This window comes from Sphingomonas albertensis, assembly GCF_014358075.1.
GTDB lineage: Bacteria > Pseudomonadota > Alphaproteobacteria > Sphingomonadales > Sphingomonadaceae > Sphingomonas > Sphingomonas albertensis.
Map to the genome: position 1 here is coordinate 29538 of NZ_JACONT010000017.1, position 15703 is coordinate 45240.

14 protein-coding genes are annotated in these 15703 nt (G+C 65.9%); 10 read left to right on the forward strand and 4 right to left on the reverse strand.

Annotation, left to right across the window (positions count from 1 at the left end; all coding sequences use genetic code 11):
• Positions 1-15: 15 nt before the first annotated feature.
• Both mqo and H8S47_RS09385 read right to left on the reverse strand, forming a co-directional pair.
• Positions 16-1515, reverse strand: coding sequence for a malate dehydrogenase (quinone) (gene mqo / locus H8S47_RS09380; RefSeq protein WP_187503609.1), 1500 nt, complete (start codon positions 1513-1515; stop codon positions 16-18).
• The gene (locus H8S47_RS09385) at positions 1512-1838 is read right to left on the reverse strand and encodes a cupin domain-containing protein (protein WP_214655017.1); all 327 of its coding nucleotides are present in this window, start codon (positions 1836-1838) and stop codon (positions 1512-1514) included. The genes mqo and H8S47_RS09385 overlap by 4 nt, the downstream gene beginning before the upstream one ends.
• 425 nt (positions 1839-2263) lie before the next feature.
• Between H8S47_RS09385 and H8S47_RS09390 the strand changes: the two genes are divergently transcribed.
• The 5 genes from H8S47_RS09390 to H8S47_RS09410 all read left to right on the forward strand — a co-directional run bounded on the left by H8S47_RS09390 (position 2264) and on the right by H8S47_RS09410 (position 8867).
• Complete coding sequence (locus tag H8S47_RS09390; RefSeq protein ID WP_398456758.1) at positions 2264-3460, forward strand: MFS transporter; 1197 nt, start codon at positions 2264-2266, stop codon at positions 3458-3460.
• Positions 3461-3745: 285 nt separating this feature from the next.
• Positions 3746-6229 carry an ATP-binding protein gene (locus H8S47_RS09395; RefSeq protein WP_187503611.1) on the forward strand — a complete coding sequence of 828 codons (2484 nt, stop codon included), beginning with the start codon at positions 3746-3748 and terminating at the stop codon, positions 6227-6229.
• A 98-nt stretch (positions 6230-6327) separates the two neighbouring features.
• A complete protein-coding gene (locus H8S47_RS09400) occupies positions 6328-6858 on the forward strand; it encodes a helix-turn-helix domain-containing protein (RefSeq protein WP_187503612.1) in 531 nt (176 codons plus the stop codon).
• 53 nt (positions 6859-6911) lie between these two features.
• Positions 6912-7763, forward strand: coding sequence for an alpha/beta hydrolase (locus H8S47_RS09405; RefSeq protein WP_187503613.1), 852 nt, complete (start codon positions 6912-6914; stop codon positions 7761-7763).
• A 189-nt stretch (positions 7764-7952) separates the two neighbouring features.
• Entirely contained in the window at positions 7953-8867 is a 915-nt protein-coding gene (locus H8S47_RS09410; RefSeq protein WP_187503614.1) for a LysR family transcriptional regulator, read from the forward strand.
• Between the two features lie 247 nt (positions 8868-9114).
• On the opposite strand, the gene H8S47_RS09415 is transcribed toward H8S47_RS09410, so the two are convergent.
• Both H8S47_RS09415 and H8S47_RS09420 read right to left on the reverse strand, forming a co-directional pair.
• A complete protein-coding gene (locus H8S47_RS09415; protein WP_187503615.1) occupies positions 9115-10107 on the reverse strand; it encodes an aldo/keto reductase in 993 nt (330 codons plus the stop codon).
• 406 nt (positions 10108-10513) lie between these two features.
• Positions 10514-11443: a LysR family transcriptional regulator gene (locus tag H8S47_RS09420; RefSeq protein WP_187503616.1), complete on the reverse strand. Its 930-nt coding sequence runs from the start codon at positions 11441-11443 to the stop codon at positions 10514-10516.
• A 115-nt stretch (positions 11444-11558) separates the two neighbouring features.
• Here H8S47_RS09420 and H8S47_RS09425 point away from each other — a divergent pair, with 115 nt between their 5' ends.
• The 5 genes from H8S47_RS09425 (at position 11559) to H8S47_RS09445 (ending at position 15674) form a co-directional block, all read left to right on the forward strand.
• Positions 11559-12257: a pirin family protein gene (locus tag H8S47_RS09425; protein WP_187503617.1), complete on the forward strand. Its 699-nt coding sequence runs from the start codon at positions 11559-11561 to the stop codon at positions 12255-12257.
• A 306-nt stretch (positions 12258-12563) separates the two neighbouring features.
• On the forward strand, positions 12564-13376 hold the full coding sequence (locus H8S47_RS09430) for an alpha/beta fold hydrolase (RefSeq protein ID WP_187503618.1): 813 nt from the start codon (positions 12564-12566) through the stop codon (positions 13374-13376).
• The gene (locus H8S47_RS09435; protein ID WP_328805476.1) at positions 13373-14368 is read left to right on the forward strand and encodes an MBL fold metallo-hydrolase; all 996 of its coding nucleotides are present in this window, start codon (positions 13373-13375) and stop codon (positions 14366-14368) included. The genes H8S47_RS09430 and H8S47_RS09435 overlap by 4 nt, the downstream gene beginning before the upstream one ends.
• A 67-nt stretch (positions 14369-14435) precedes the next feature.
• On the forward strand, positions 14436-14591 hold the full coding sequence (locus tag H8S47_RS09440; protein ID WP_187503619.1) for a hypothetical protein: 156 nt from the start codon (positions 14436-14438) through the stop codon (positions 14589-14591).
• 66 nt (positions 14592-14657) lie between these two features.
• On the forward strand, positions 14658-15674 hold the full coding sequence (locus H8S47_RS09445) for an LLM class flavin-dependent oxidoreductase (protein ID WP_187503620.1): 1017 nt from the start codon (positions 14658-14660) through the stop codon (positions 15672-15674).
• The last annotated feature ends 29 nt before the right edge of the window (positions 15675-15703 follow it).

A 15703-nucleotide genomic window follows, 5' to 3' on the forward strand; every position in this document is an offset into this window, starting at 1 on the left:
ACTTTTATCTCGTAGTCAGACGTTCTCGATCCTCAGGACCGGCGCCGTAGCCGCGCGCGTAGCGCGGCAGGCGTCGGCGTCCTGCGTCAGATCGACGCCGTAGGTCGGGATGATCCTCTTCAAGCCGGGCAACCACGCGTCGTCGGCGAGCTTGTCCGGGAAGCACCTCTCCAGGACCTCCATCGCGATGAAGGCCGCCGTCGAGGCGCCCGGGGAAGCGCCGAGCAGCGCGACGATCGACTTGTCGGCGGCGGAGATCAGTTCGGTCCCGAACTCCAGGCGGCCGCCCCGGTCGGTCTTGTCCGGCTTGATGACCTGGACGCGCTGGCCCGCGACCGCCTCCTTCCACTCGACGCGCTTGGCGTTCGGGAAGAACTGCTTGAGCGTCTCGAACTGATGCGCCCCCGTCTGCATGACCTGGCCGACGAGGTACTCCGTGAGCTTCAAATTGTCCTTCGCGACGTTGAGGAGCGGCATCACGTTGTCGGGCGTGATCGAGTGGAACAGGTCGGTCAGGGAACCGTGCTTGAGGAACTTGCTCGAGAAGCCGGCATACGGCCCGAAGAGCAGCGACGTCTTTCCAGCGACCACGCGCGTATCGAGGTGCGGGACCGACATGGGAGGCGAACCGCTCGCCGCCTTGCCGTAGACCTTGGCGTGATGGCGCGAGGTCACCGCGTCGATCTCGCAGCGCAGCCAGATGCCGCTGACCGGAAACCCGCCATAGCCGTCCCCTTCAGGTATGCCGGACTTCTGGAGGAGTTCGATCGAGGCGCCGCCTGCCCCGATGAACACGAAGCCCGCCGATACGGTCTGCCGCGTTCCGTCGTAGACGTCCTCGATCTCGACGTTCCACCGTCCGTCGTCCGTCTGCGTCAGATCGACGACCTTGCGGTTGTAGCGCAGATCGAAGTCGGATTGAGCCGTCAGGTGCTTGACGAGCAAATGGGTAAGCGATCCGTAGTCCACGTCTGACCCGGTGATCATCCGTGTCGCCGCGATCGGCTGGTCCTCGGCTCGGCCCTCGATGATCAGCGGCGCCCATCCAGCGATCGTCGCCCGGTCCTCGCTGTACTCCATGCCGTGGTAGCAGTGATGCGCCGACATCGCCTCGTACCGGGCCTTCAGGAACGCGACGTTCTCCACACCCCAGACGAAGCTCATGTGCGGGCACGGGTGGATGAAGGCGCGAGGATCCGGGATCGCTCCCTTGGTGATGAGGAAGGACCATAGCTGACGCGATATGTCGAACTCGGTGTTGACCTTGAGCGCCTCGGAGATGTCGATGCTGCCGTCGGCACGCTGAGGCGTGTAGTTGAGTTCGCAGTTTGCCGCGTGTCCGGTCCCGGCGTTGTTCCACGCCTCCGAACTCTCCTGCCCGCAGTCGTCGAGCGTCTCGAACATGGCGATCCGCAGCGACGGATCGAGTTCCTTGAGCACGGTGCCGAGAGTCGCGCTCATGATGCCGGCGCCGATCAGGACGACGTCGGGCTTCGAGGATGTCGGAGTGATCATGCCGCGTCTCCCTTCGGCTTGAAGTTCAGTTCGGCGCCCTCGCGATAGACGACGTAGGCTCTGCACCACGGTTCTTCGCCGATCAGCCGCCACTTGTGACCGCTTCCGCTGTTGTCCTGCGCCAGAAGAACGTCACCCGGGCGGATGGTGAACGTCGCTCCGGACTTCGTTTCGAATTCGAGCGTACCGGAAAGCGTGATGACGAACCGTGGGACCGGGTCCTGATGCCATTCGAACGATCCTCCGGACCGCGTCTCCTGGAACGAGACTGCGACGGCTTCGACCGGCGAGCCGACGAAGTCGCCACGGGCGCCTTCGGTCATCTGGATGCTTCCCTCTTCGAAGAGGGAGTCACCATCGGAACCGGTCCACATGCGGACGCATCGGATCATCGAATATCTCCAGGCAGGCTGCGGCGAAATCTGGGTGAGTGCGCTCGGCGCCTCGTGAGATGCTTCTGCGCGACCGTGGGACCTTCGCGATTGTCGAAATCGAACGCGATTCGGCGCGTTCGGACATAGGCGACGTTTCAACGGGCCGATCGGCGCTTCTATCGGGGGGTCGATTTCTGACGGGCTGATGCCCCGATCCGGCCCGGACTCGACTACATCGTTTTTTGATCGTTCGGCGGAGGATGCGACAAGGTTTCCGGCGGCCGTTGTCCTAGTGCAGGTCAACCGATGCTGTGCGTCCGTGGCCTCCTCGAGGAGCGGCATGGCGGCAGAGCAGTTTCATTCCGGAGTTTGTGATGACGACCGAAGCGCAGATGACATCCGGAGCCGCCGGGACCGGAGGGTCCCTTTCGACGAGCATGACGTTCGCGATGGCGGTTGCCGCCGGCGTCGCCGTCGCGAACATCTACTACAATCAGCCGATGCTCGGGGTCATGGAGAGGGAGCTCCCCGGCCGAATGACGGGGTTCGTGCCGACAGCGACACAGCTCGGGTACGCCGCCGGACTCTTCCTGCTCGTGCCGCTCGGCGACCTGGTCGAACGCAAGCGTCTGATCGTCATCCAGTTCGGTGTGCTGGCTGCCGCCCTGGTCGCTGCGGCGCTTGCTCCCACCGCGGGCCTGGTGATCCTCGCGTCGCTTCTGCTGGGCGTGGCCTCGACTGTCGCACAGCAGATCGTCCCACTGGCCGCTCACCTCTCCGCACCCGATCGTCGCGGGGCGACCGTCGGGACCGTGATGTCGGGAGTCCTCTGCGGCATTCTGCTGAGCCGGACTCTTGCCGGGTTCGTCGCGACGCATGCCGGCTGGCGGGAGATGTTCTGGCTCGGCGTACCGATGGCTCTGGCGGCTGGCGCCTGGATGGCTTGGACGCTGCCGCGCAGTCGACCGACGACGGATCTCTCCTACGGCCAACTGTTGCGATCGCTGGTCGGGCTGTGGTGCGAGTTCGGTGAACTGCGTCTGGCGGCCATCACGCAGTCGCTCGTCTTCGCGGCATTCACGGCGTTCTGGACGATACTGGCGTTCCGCCTTCAGGAACCGAGCTTCGGTCTAGGCGCGGACGTGGCGGGGCTCTTCGGCATCGTGGGTGCGGTGGGCATTCTCGCGGCTCCCCTCGCCGGACGCTATGCGGACAGGAAGGGGCCCCGCCCGGTCATAGCGCTCGGGGCCGCCCTCACCCTCGTCTCCTGGATACTGTTCGGCCTATGGACGTCGATCGCCGGGATGATCGTCGGCGTGATCGTACTCGACTTCGCGGTGCAGAGCGCGCTCGTTTCCAACCAACACGTCGTCTACGCGCTGAGACCCGAAGCACGTGCACGACTGAACACGATCTTCATGGGCGGGATGTTCGTCGGAGGGGCAGCCGGATCCGCTGCCGCCACCCAGGCCTGGACCGCGGCCGGTTGGTTCGGGGTCTCCGTTCTCGGGGCCGTACTGGCGCTCTGCGCCACCGTGATCCAGTGCGTGAGCCTGCTCCGCAGACGCTGACGAGTGCGGCGACCAAGTCGGCCGTACCCGAGAACGCGACCGCTGCCTCGTGAAGGTCGTCGAGCGTCCGGCCAGCGCCTGAGGCCGGCGAAGCGTGTCGAAAGGCGCGATGCCTCGCGTGCCAGACTCTTCCATGTCGAGGGACACTTCGAGACCTATACCATCGTATAGTCGCGCTGGTTGCGCACAAGGCTCTAGTCACGACGGACCGGAAGACGGCGGGCAACCGGGCCCGGACGTATCCCGTGTGGTGCCCAGGCATCTGGCGGCAGTGGAGATCGGCACGTGAACGATAGTGCGGTCCATTACCGCTTCGGACGTTTTCAGCTCATCCTTCCGCAGTTGACGCTCACCCGCGATGGAGAGTCGGTGAAGCTCGGGGGGCGCGCCCTCAACCTGCTCGCCGTGCTGGCCGAGGCGAATGGTTCGCTGGTGACGCGACTCTCGCTGCTCGAGAGCGTCTGGCCTGGTCAGGCGATCGACGAAAGCGCGATCCGGGTCCACCTGTCCGCGGTTCGCAAGGCGCTCGCGGAGGGCGGCGCCGGCGAAAGCGCGATCGTGAACGAAGCGGGACGCGGATACCGGCTGGCGCTCCCGGTGGTTCGAGAGGCGCACGGTCGCGTTGACGAAGCGCCGATCGTGTCGACAGGCGCAACCGTCGCAACGCCGCTGCCTGTCCGCCTCGGATCGGTCTGGGGTCGCGACGCGATCGTTGCGGCGCTGGCGGATGAACTCGGCCGGCGGAGGTTCATCACGATCGCCGGCCCGGGTGGAATCGGCAAGACGACCGCCGCTCTGCAGATCGCAGCACTGGTCAGCCGGGATGCCGGATCAACGGCTTGCTTCGTGGACCTGGCGCCCGTTGACGATTCCGCGAACGTGGAGGCGGTCGTAGCTTCGGCGCTGGGCCTGCCGCCCTCCGGCGGGGATCTTCTGGATCGCATCTCGGCCTCGGGTTCGGCGATGCCGACGCTCCTTCTCTTCGACAACTGCGAACAGGTCGTCGACGCGGCGGCTGGCGTCGTCGAGGACCTTCTTCGCACCATTCCGTCGCTGTCCGTGCTTGCGACGAGCCGGGAACCGCTGCGCGCCGAAGGTGAATGGGTGCACCGTCTGGCGGCCCTGGATTTTCCGGCGGTGGAGGACGAACTCGATCTGGACGCGGAGCGGACCTATCCTGCGGTCGCCCTGTTCGGCGAGCGGGCAAGCGCGGTCAACGGCGCCTTCCGGTTGGGTCCCGATACCATGCCGGCCGTGATCGAGATCTGCCGGAAGCTCGACGGCATGCCTCTTGCGATCGAATTCGCCGCGGCACGCTGCGATCTCATGGATCCCAGGCTGATAGCGGCCGGTTTGGACGACCGGTTCGGGCTCCTGACCCGGGGGAGACGGACCGCCCTCCCCCGCCACAAGACGCTGCGGGCGGTCCTGGACTGGAGCTACATGCTCCTTGAACCGACCGCGCAGCGACTGCTCGATCGGCTTTCGCTGTTCCGGTCGGGCTTCGACGCGGACGCGGCGATGGCGACGGCGGTCGGCGCCGGCCTGTCACCGTCGGCCGCCCGCGACGCGCTCGCGGATCTCGTGGCCAAGTCGCTCGTCGGCGGCGTGACGAGTTCACGGGGCGTGCGGTTCCGACTGCTGGACACCACACGGCACTACGGACTGGAGCGGCTGGATGAACGCGGAGAGGGCGCAGAAGCCAGACGCGTGCACGCCGACCATCTGCTGAGCGTCTTCGAGAACAGCGCGGCCGCCTGGGAGGGCAAGGCCCCGAGGGAGTGGCTGACGGCGTACATCGGGCATATCGAGGACGTCCGTGGTTCGCTGCTCTGGGCGAACGGTGAAGGGCGCGCGCCTGCGCTGGCCGTCGAACTCCTGATCGCGAGTGCCGCCCTATGGTTCCACCTCTCGCTGCCCCGTGAGTTCCTGGTGCATGCGGAGACCGCCATCGCCGCGATGGGCGGCGGCGCCGTGGATGGCGGACTGCAGATCGAGCTGCTCTCCGCCTACGGCCATGCCTTGTGGCATACGCGGGGCCCCGTTGCCGAAATGCGGGACGCCTTCGTCCGCGCGATGGCCTTGGCGGAAGCGACTGGATCGGATGCATTGGCCTTGCGTGCGCTGTGGGGCGTCTGGGCTTACCACATACTCGCCGGCGACTATCCTGACAGCCTGCCGCTCGCCCGGCGCTTCGCCGATGCCGTCGGTCCCGAAGGTGATCTCGCGGGCCGCCAGACGGGCGCCCACATGCTCGCCCTGTCGTACCATTTCGCCGGCGACCACGACGCGGCGGCCTCTCACCTCGACGACGTATTGGCCGGCGACGACGTTCCCGAACGGGCCAATCACGCGAACCATGCTCAGGTAGACGGCAAGATCGCGGCGATGAGCCTCATGATGCGCCTGCGTTGGCTGCGCGACGGCGATATCGCCGGAGCGTTGGAACTGGCCTGCGCCTGCGCGGACGATGCGGTGCAGATCGATCATGCCCTGTCGTCCTGCTACGGCCTGGCCATCGGGTGCATTCCCGTAGCGATCGCCGCAGGGAACACGGCACTCGCGCGCGAATGGATCGCGGTCTTGGCGGACCATACCGGGCGACATGGGCTAGATCACTGGGCGACGTTCGTCGCAGGTTATCGACACGCGCTGGATGATGGCGAAGTCCTGGCCGAAGGTACCAGGATGCAGCGGGAGATGTTCGAAGTCGCTGCCGACGGATTCGCCGAAGTCGCCTGGAACCGCGCCGTGAAGGCGTCGGCTTAACACCTCTTCCCAACGCTTAACTCACGCCCCCGTCCGGGGCGCGGCATCATGCCTCCATCAAGCCGGTCCGACGGATCGGCGCTTGGAGGATAGAGATCATGACCGCACACGCCATCCAGGAAGCCGACAGCACGCCGTTCGCCATCCTTGCCGCTATGCTGGAGGACGCAGCCAATTCGATCGACCGCGACATCGGTTTCGCGCTCGATCGCATCGTGGCCGTCCGCGACATGCTGCTCGGCCGTCAGTCGAAGGCGGTGCCTCAGCCGGAATCGGGTGGCCTCGCGCCCTGGCAGGCGCGTCAGGTCGCCGCCTACGTCGACGCCCATCTGGACGTGACGATCTCCAATGACGACCTGGCCGCCGTCGCACGTCTGAGCACCGGCCATTTCTGCCGCGCGTTCCGCCAGACCTTCGGTACGACCCCACACGCCTTCGTCATGCAGCGGCGGGTGGACAACGCGTCGACGATGATGATGCGCAGCAGCGAACCGCTTGCCATCATCGCGGCGGCCTGCGGCTTCACCGACCAGGCGCATCTCAGCCGCCTCTTCCGCCGCATGAAGGGCGACTCGCCTGCTACGTGGCGTCGTCAGTATGCGGCCCGCCCACTCGCCCTTGCCGCCTGATCCCGGACAGGAGAGCGGTCATGACTTCGACCCACACTCGGATCGATCGAGACGTGCTGGTAGCGGCATCGCATCATCACCCCACGCTCGATCCGGTCGTTCAGACCTTTCTCGATCGCTGCGGCGAAGGCCAAGCCGTCGACGGTCCTCTCAATGATGATCGCCACACCGACTACGACGTGTTTCGACCCCAGGGCGACGGAGCACGAACCGTTCCGGTCATCGTCTACATCCATGCGGGATCGTCGAAAGATCGGGCCGAGGCGCTTCAGGGTCTCGCCGATCGCTCCGGCGCCGCAGTGCTGCCGGTCGCGATCGAACCGAATGCGGGTCCCGCCGCCTCCGAACGGCGGGTGAACGACCGGTTGGCGTCGCTCGCCTCTGCGACCCCATGCCTGATTGACCCGTCCCGGCTAACCTTCGCGGGTGATGGTCTGGGCGCGCTGTCCGCTCTCGCGTGTGCGGGCGGCCCGCCCGGCGCCGGCGTTCGGCCGTCGCTGCTCGTGCTAGTCACCCCGGTGTTCGGACCTCCCGCAAGCGGGTTCAGCACGCACCGGATGAATGAAGCGGCTGCCGATGCGTGCACACGGAGCGGGATTACCCTGACTGGTCCTGTCGGTTGGCCAGCCGACCGGTCCCGCGACTGGCTTAGGCGACTGCCTCCGATCCTGCTGCTTACGGCAGAGATCGACCCGTTCCGCGACGGAGCGGAAGACTTTGCGCGCAGGATGATGGCGACGGAGCACGAGATTTCCGCACACCGGAGCCTGGGCATGATTCACGACTTCTCGTGGCTTCCACCGCTTGTGCACGCCCGCGGCGCCCTCGACGCTCAGCGCCTCATGGCCAGCGCGGTCGGCGAGGCATTCTGCTTCGCGACCAACTCGGACGCCCACACGTGCTGACGCCTTCCGACCGTGTCGTCGGACTGCTGCTACCTGTTCCGACACGTATCGAGTGTTCGAATGTCGTTGGCCACCCGTTCGAGGCATCGCATCAACCTTACGGCAGCAGTTCGAAATGCTGGACTGACGCCGCTCCGATCGAGGTGCATGGTCGGATCGAGACGACGTAGTGCGATAGGACGGGCAAAGATGGACAACAGAATCGGCGAGCTTCAGGTCTTCCTTCGGGTAGTCGAGACCGGGAGCTTCTCCGAGGCGGGCCGAGCGTTGTTGACGACCCCCTCCACCGTGAGCAAGCTGATCGCGCGGATGGAGGCGAGGCTCGGTGTTCGGCTGATGGAGCGTTCGACGCGCAAGCTTTCTCTGACCGACGAAGGCAAGTCGGTCTACGAACGCGGCAAAGCCCTAGTCGCGAACTTCGAGGAACTCGAACTCGACATCGCCAAGGGCGCCAGTCAGGCACGCGGGACCGTCAGGGTGAACGCGTCTATCGGTTTCGGCACGATGGGACTGGTACCGTTGCTTCCGGAGTTCTGGTATGCCCACCCCAACATCGTCGTCGACCTCTCCGTATCCGACGAACTGGTCGACCTGTATCTCGACAGGACGGACATCGCGTTCCGGATCGGCACTCTCGTGGACTCGAACCTGATCTCGCGCCGGATCGGTGCGGCGCAGAGGAAGATCGTGGCCTCTCCCGCCTACCTCGAGCGTCACGGCACGCCACGTGCGGTCGAGGATCTCGACCGGCACAACTGCCTGGGATTCAACTTCCGCCGCGCGGCGCCCGTCTGGCCGCTGAGGGAAGCGGGCGCCGTCGTGAACCGCACGGTGCGCGGGAACTTCCTGACCAACAACGGCGGCACTGTGCGGCATCTCGCGATCGCCGGCGCCGGCCTGGCACGCCTGGGCGAGTATCACGTCCGTGACGACATTGCGGACGGCCGTCTGGTGGAGGTCCTTGCGGAAGCCGGATGTGGCGACGAGGAAGATGTAAATGCGCTCTACATCGGCGGCCCGCTGATGCCTCAACGTGTCCGTCTGTTCCTCGACTTCTTCGTGCCCCGGCTTCAGCAGTTCATCGCCGGCGACCTCCGCCGCTGATCCCCGTCCGCCGGCAAGGGACCTGCCGATGTCCACGCGGTCGAACAATACCTGGGCGCCGCACGCAGGATGCGGCTAGCGACACCGGTCAGCCGGTGCTCGCGTACTCTCGATTCCGAGCGTGGCAGGCTGCGCGACAGGCACCGAAAAGCCGGACGCGTTCACCCCGGTCATTCTATACGGCGGACATCGCGGATGTGACGGCCCCGCCCCTACTTGGCGTGGGTGCGGAACCGTCGCCATCGTATCATGCGGGTAGAGGAGCCTCGGGCGAGACCAGCCCGGCCGACCGCAGTTCGTTCCAGAATGCGGAAGGGATCGGCGCTTCGGCCAAGGCGAGGTTCTGGGCGCTTCGGCCTGGGCGGCTGGCGCCCGGAATGATCGCCGCGACCGCCGGGTGGGCCAGACAGAACTGCAGAGCCGCAGCACGCAGATCCACTCCATGCCGTTCGGCCATCGCCTTGAGGCCGTCGACGCGCTCCTGCATCTCCGGAGTGGCCTTCTGGTACTCGTAGTGCTCTCCGCCCGCCAGGATACCGGAGTTGTACGGTCCCCCGACCACGATCCCCGCCCCGCGGCGTTCGGCCTCGGGCATGAGCTTGGCGAGCGCGTCAGCGTGATCGAGAAGAGTGTATCGTCCAGCCAGGAGGAAGCCGTCCGGATCCGCCCGTTCGAGTGCGATCACGCACGGCTCGACGCGGTTCACTCCGAGGCCCCAGCCTCCGATCACCCCTTCGTCCCGCAGTCGGGTCAACGCAGCGCCCGCACCTTCGAGTGCACCGTCCAGAACCTCGACCCACCGATCACCGTGGAAGTCCTTGGCTGCGTCGTGGATCCAGACGTAGTCGATGCGATCGGTCCGGAGACGTTCGAGGCTTTCTTCGATCCCGCGAAGAGCGCCGTCGTACGAATAGTCGTACACCACCTTGTTCTTCCGTCCGAACTCGAACAGGCCACCCTTCTCGCCGAGATCCGCCTTGCCGACCTCCATTTCGTCCAGGATGCGCCGTCCGACCTTGGTGCTCAGGAGATACTCGTCGCGGGGACGCCCCTCGAGAGCGATCCCGGTCCGGATCTCGGAAAGCCCTGCGCCGTACATCGGAGCGGTATCGAAATAACGGATGCCTGCGTCCCAGGCGTCGGCGACGGTCGCGATCGCCTCCTCCTCGGGGATGGCACGGAACATGTTGCCGAGCGGTGCGCCGCCGAAGCCTTGTCGCAGCGGGATGGAGATCGTCATCGGGCATACCTTTCGTTGATGGGGGACGAGGCAGGAAGACCTCGTCGCGGCAAATTCGCCGGCTCGGTAGTCATATGCATCGCCCCAGGCGTGGTGATTAGGGCTGGCGCACTCCCATCACCTGCGACGCCGGTTCACAGATCGTCTAGCGGCGTTCGCTGCAGCGGTTTTGTACGATCCCGCTGCAAATCCGCGAAAACGGCCCTGACCTCCTGCGAAGGAAGAGATGTCGCGGAGGCTCGATCGCCATCGGTTCGTGCGGATGAGCAAGGGTAGAGCGGCCGCCCAGGGCAAGGACCCGTGTTTCGGCCGATCTTGAAAGACGCAGCCCCGCGTTCGACCCATGGCCTCGTTCGCCGGGCGTTGCGGCGATCAAAGAGACGTCTGGGTCTCGGCTGAGCCGCGGTCAGATGTCGCCCAGTCCGGGCAGTTCGACATCCGAGCGGCCGAGTTCGACGAACTGGTCAAGCAGCCAGGATGCGGCGGGTCCCGGGGGAGCGTCGCGCCGCCACACCCCGGCGAAACGGTAGGTCCCGCCGAGATGATCCGGCATGCGCAGCCGGACCAGGGTTCCCGCCATCAGGTCGGCTTCGACCATGTCGAGCGGCATGTTGCCCCAACCGATCCCTTCGCGCAGCAGAGAGTGCTTCGCCCCGAGATCCGCGAGCCGCCAGGTCCGTGCGCTCAGTACCGAGAAGTCCCTCCCCTGGGTAAGGGGAGACCGGTCCGTCAGTACCAGCTGGATGTGACCGCGGCCGCTGCCCAATTGAGGAGTCGCCATTCGGGCAAGCGGATGGTCGGGAGCAGCCACCGGTACCATGGTGACGGAACCGGCTGGAAGCCGGTCCAGTTCGTCCACCCCAGCTGCCAGCGGTCCGGAGATGCCGAGGACCGCGCTGCGATCCAGGACCAGGGAAGCCACGGCGCCCAGTGCTTCGACGTGAAGGCGCAGGCTGACGGTCGGGAACTGCACGTTGAATGCTCGGAGCACCGAACCAAGCCGCGACGCCGGCAGCATCACGTCGACGGCGAGGTTCACCTCGGCTTCGAGTCCGTCGAGCAGTCCCTTGACCTTCGCCCGGAGCCCGTCGAAGCCCTGACCGATCGTTCGAGCCTCCGCCAGGACGGCACGCCCCGCGTCCGTCAGCGTCGGCTTGCGTGTTCCTTCGCGATCGAAGAGCAGCACGCCCAGTTGCGCCTCCAGGTTCGCTATGCCGTAGCTGACCACCGAGACGGCCCGGTTCAGATGCCGCGCAGCGCCCGCGAAGCTACCCTGATCGACGACCGCCAGAAACGTGCGAAGCTGCTCGTAGGTGGGATTGCCAGGGTTCGACATGTCAACTTTCCTGTATGATCCGTGCGACATTATCGCCCTGATCAGAAAAGTCGATGCTCCCTATCTCCGGTTCTCAGCGCGGATCGATCGTCCTCGCTACATAAGGAGACATTCGATGATCGACGTTCGACCATTTGCGAAACTCGGCGGCGCCAACCACGGCTGGCTGGACGCCAAGCATCACTTCAGCTTCGCGAGCTATTACGATCCGGACCGCATGGACTGGGGTTCGCTGCGCGTCTGGAACGACGACGCGATCGCGCCGAAGGCCGGGTTTCCGGCTCATCCGCACCGCGACATGGAGATCATCACCTACGTCCGCGAAGGCGCCATCACGCACGAGGACAACCTCGGAAACAAGGGAAGGACCGAAGCGGGCGACGTCCAGGTCATGTCCGCAGGGACGGGCATCGCCCATTCCGAATACAACGACGAGGACGTGACGACGAAGATCTTCCAGATCTGGATCGAACCCAGCCGTAGAGGCGAGAAGCCCGCCTGGGGCGCCAGGCCCTTTCCGAAGGGCGCCCGCTCGGGTCAGTTCGTCGTCCTTGCCAGTGGCTTCGACGACGACGCGGACGTACTGCCCATCCGTACCGACGCCAGGGTCGTGGGCGCTACGCTGAAGGCCGGCGAGACGGCCGAATACGCGCTCGGTGCGAACCGCCGCGGCTACCTCGTTCCCGCATCCGGTGCGGTCGAGGTGAACGGCCAGAGGGTGAACGAACGCGACGGCGCTGCGATCAAGGACGAGGAGACGCTTCGCGTCATGGCGATCGTGGACAGTGAGTTGGTCCTGGTCGACGCGGCGTGAACCATCGCCGCCGGTCGGAAACGATCGGCGGCGCCCGTTGCGTAATCAGGCCGACGCCGGCTTCAGGTCGGGGGTGCCGCTACTGGCATCGACCGGCTCAGTCGCTTGGCGTAACCGCGATCGACGCGGTCTGGATCCGGCGTGCGTATCATGCCGCTGCGGTCCCTCTGAATGGTAAGCCGGCGAAATGGCTTCGACTGGGGCGGGCAACGTGCGCTTCGTCCAACTCGTCCGTCGATTCGACAATCACGGCGCGACGGTCCGGTCCATTTCCCCCGAGGTCATACAAGCCTGAAGGAAAACGAGATGAAGTCCCTACTAGCCGCATCGACGATGCTCATCGGTACCCTGCTGCCGTTGTCGGCGGCGGTAGCCGAGCCGGCCCGCCCGGCCGCATCTGCAGAAGCCACGCCCGCCGCATCGCAGGTGACCGTGGTACTCGTGCACGGCGCATGGGCTGATGGATCGAGCTGGTCGAAGGTCATCCCCCTTCTGCAGGCCAAGGGCATCAAGGTGCTCGGCGTTCAGAACCCGCTGACGTCGCTCGCCGACGACGTCGTCGCCACGAAGCGCGTCCTCGCAGACGCGACGGGGCCCGTCGTGCTCGTCGGACACAGCTGGGCCGGCACGGTCATCACCGAGGCGGGCACCGACCCCAAGGTCAAGGCTCTGGTCTACGTGGCGGCCTTCGCCAACAAGGAAGGCCAGTCCGGCGGCGATCTCGTGGCCGCCTATCCGAAGACGCCTGCCCTCGGTACCGTCTGGGACGACGGTCACGGCTTCCTGCGGCAGACCGAGCAGGGCATGCTCGACAACTTCGCCGCCGATCTGCCTCGGGCCGAAGCGCGGACGCTGTTCGTCACACAGGGTGCGCTCGCCGCCAGCACCTTCGGCGACAAGGTCACCGTTCCCGCGTGGCGCACGGTCCCGTCGTGGTACGTCGTCTCGGCGAACGACCGGGTCATCGCGCCTCAGATGGAGCGTGATCTCGGCGCGGAGATGAAGGCCAAGACGACCGTGCTTCAGTCGAGCCACGTCTCGCTTCTTTCGCATCCGAAGGAAGTCGCCGCCGTCATCGAGGACGCGGTCGCATTCGTGACGAAGGGCGCAGCGAAGTGATCGCCCGGGTGTCTGTCCGCACGATCGGGATCCTGCCGATCCTCGCGGCGCTCCTAACGCCGGCGATGGTGGCCACGCCGGTCACCCCCGCCTTCGCGTCCGCCGCGGCCGTGGGCGGACAGGCACCCGGCTACTACAGGATGCACATCGGCCGCTTCGAAGTGACCGCCCTGCTCGACGGGACGCATCCGTTCCCGGCCGAGAAGCTGGCGGTCGGTGCGAAGCCCGGGCAGGTCAACGAGCTGCTCGGCCGACAGGACCTCAGTTCACCGTTCGAAGGGATGATCAACGCGTTCCTGGTCAACATGGGCGACAAGCTCGTCCTGATCGATACGGGCGCCGGCAACCTCTACGGCAAGGACGGCGGCGGCCTCGTTGCTGCCATCAAGGCGGCCGGTTACACACCAGATGAGGTCGACGACATCTTCATCACCCATCTGCACGAGGACCACGCAGGGGGCCTCATGATCGACGGCAAACCGGTATTCGCCAACGCGGTCGTCCACGTTTCGAAGCTGGATTCCGACTTCTGGCTCGACAACGCCAACCAGGCGAAGGTCGGCGCCCTCCTCAAACCGTTCTTCCCGGCCATCCAGAAGGTCGTCGCGCCATACGTCGTCGCCGGCCGCTTCAAGCCATACGCGGACGACACGCCGCTGCTTCCCGGCCTCACGGCCATCGCTGCGCCGGGGCATACTCCGGGGCACCACTACTACCTTCTCGAGGACGGCGGTCAGGCGATGCTGTTCTGGGGCGACACCGTCCACATGCTGCCGGTCCAGGTTCCCGATCCGAAGATCGCGATCGAGTACGACTGGAACGTCCCGCTCGCGATCAAGGCTCGCGAGACGGCGCTCGCATTGGCGTCCAGCAAGGGCTGGTGGGTGGCCGGCGCGCACATATCCTTCCCCGGCATCGGTCATGTCCGGACCGCGGGCGGAGGCGCGGGCGAATACCGGTGGATACCGGCCAACTACACCTTGAACCGCTGAGGAGCGTTGCCGGCTTCCGTGTCCGATGCAGGACCGAAAGTCGGCTGCCAGCCGAGGGAGAGACCCGATGAATACGGAAACCATCAGACTGCTCGAAACGATGCGCCGGTTGTTGGCGGACACGCTGAGCCAGGCGGACTCGATCGGCGAGCACGTCATCGCGGCCAACGTCTCGATGGCCCTCGAACTGACGACGGCTCGTCTTAGCGACAAGTCCATCTGACGCGGACGTGGGCATCCGCTCCGTACTGTGCATCGGGTGGTTCGAACGGAAAAGACAGGACGTGACATGAAGAAGATCGGATTCCTCTCGTTCGGCCATTGGTCCCCTTCGCCGCAGTCCGCGACGAGATCGGCGGGCGACACGCTTCTCCATTCCATCGATCTGGCGGTGGCCGCCGAGGATCTGGGCGCCGACGGCGCCTACTTCAGGGTCCATCATTTCACCCGGCAGCTTGCTTCACCCTTCCCCCTGCTGGCGGCGGTGGGTGCGAGGACGAAGAGCATCGAGATCGGCACCGGCGTGATCGACATGCGGTACGAGAACCCCTTCTACATGGTCGAGGATGCCGGCGCGGCCGATCTGATCAGCGGCGGCCGGCTGCAGCTCGGCATCAGCCGGGGATCGCCGGAGCAGGTCGTCGAGGGCTGGCGCCACTTCGGCTATGCTCCCACGGAAGGGCAGACCGATGCGGACATGGGCCGTGCTCATGCGGAGGTCTTCCTCGACCTCCTGAAGGGCGAGGGCTTCGCACGGCCGAGCCCTCGTCCGATGTTTCCCAATCCGCCGGGTCTGCTTCGTCTTGAGCCGCATGCCGACGGTCTGCGCAGGCGCATCTGGTGGGGCTCCGCCTCGAACGCGACCGCGCTCTGGGCGGCGGAGCAGGGAATGAACCTCCAGAGTTCCACGCTGAAGGCCGACGAGACCGGAGAGCCGTTCCATGTCCAGCAGGCCGATCAGATCCGTCGCTACCGACGCGCTTGGGGCGAAGCCGGACATGCATGGCAGCCACGGGTCTCGGTATCGCGGTCCATCTTCCCCCTGATGGACGACAGGGACCGATCATACTTTGGACAGGGGGACGCCGGCGATCAGAGAGGCGTCATCGACGACATGCGTGCCATCTTCGGGCGCTCCTACGCCGCGGCTCCGGAGGCGCTCATCGAGGAGTTGCGGGCGGACGAGGCGATCGCCGAGGCCGACACGCTCTTGCTGACCGTGCCCAATCAACTGGGCGTGGACTACTGCGCCCACGTGATCGAGGCCGTCCTGCACGACATCGCGCCGGCGCTCGGATGGCGTTGAGCGCCGCCGGAACCGACCGAACCAGTTCG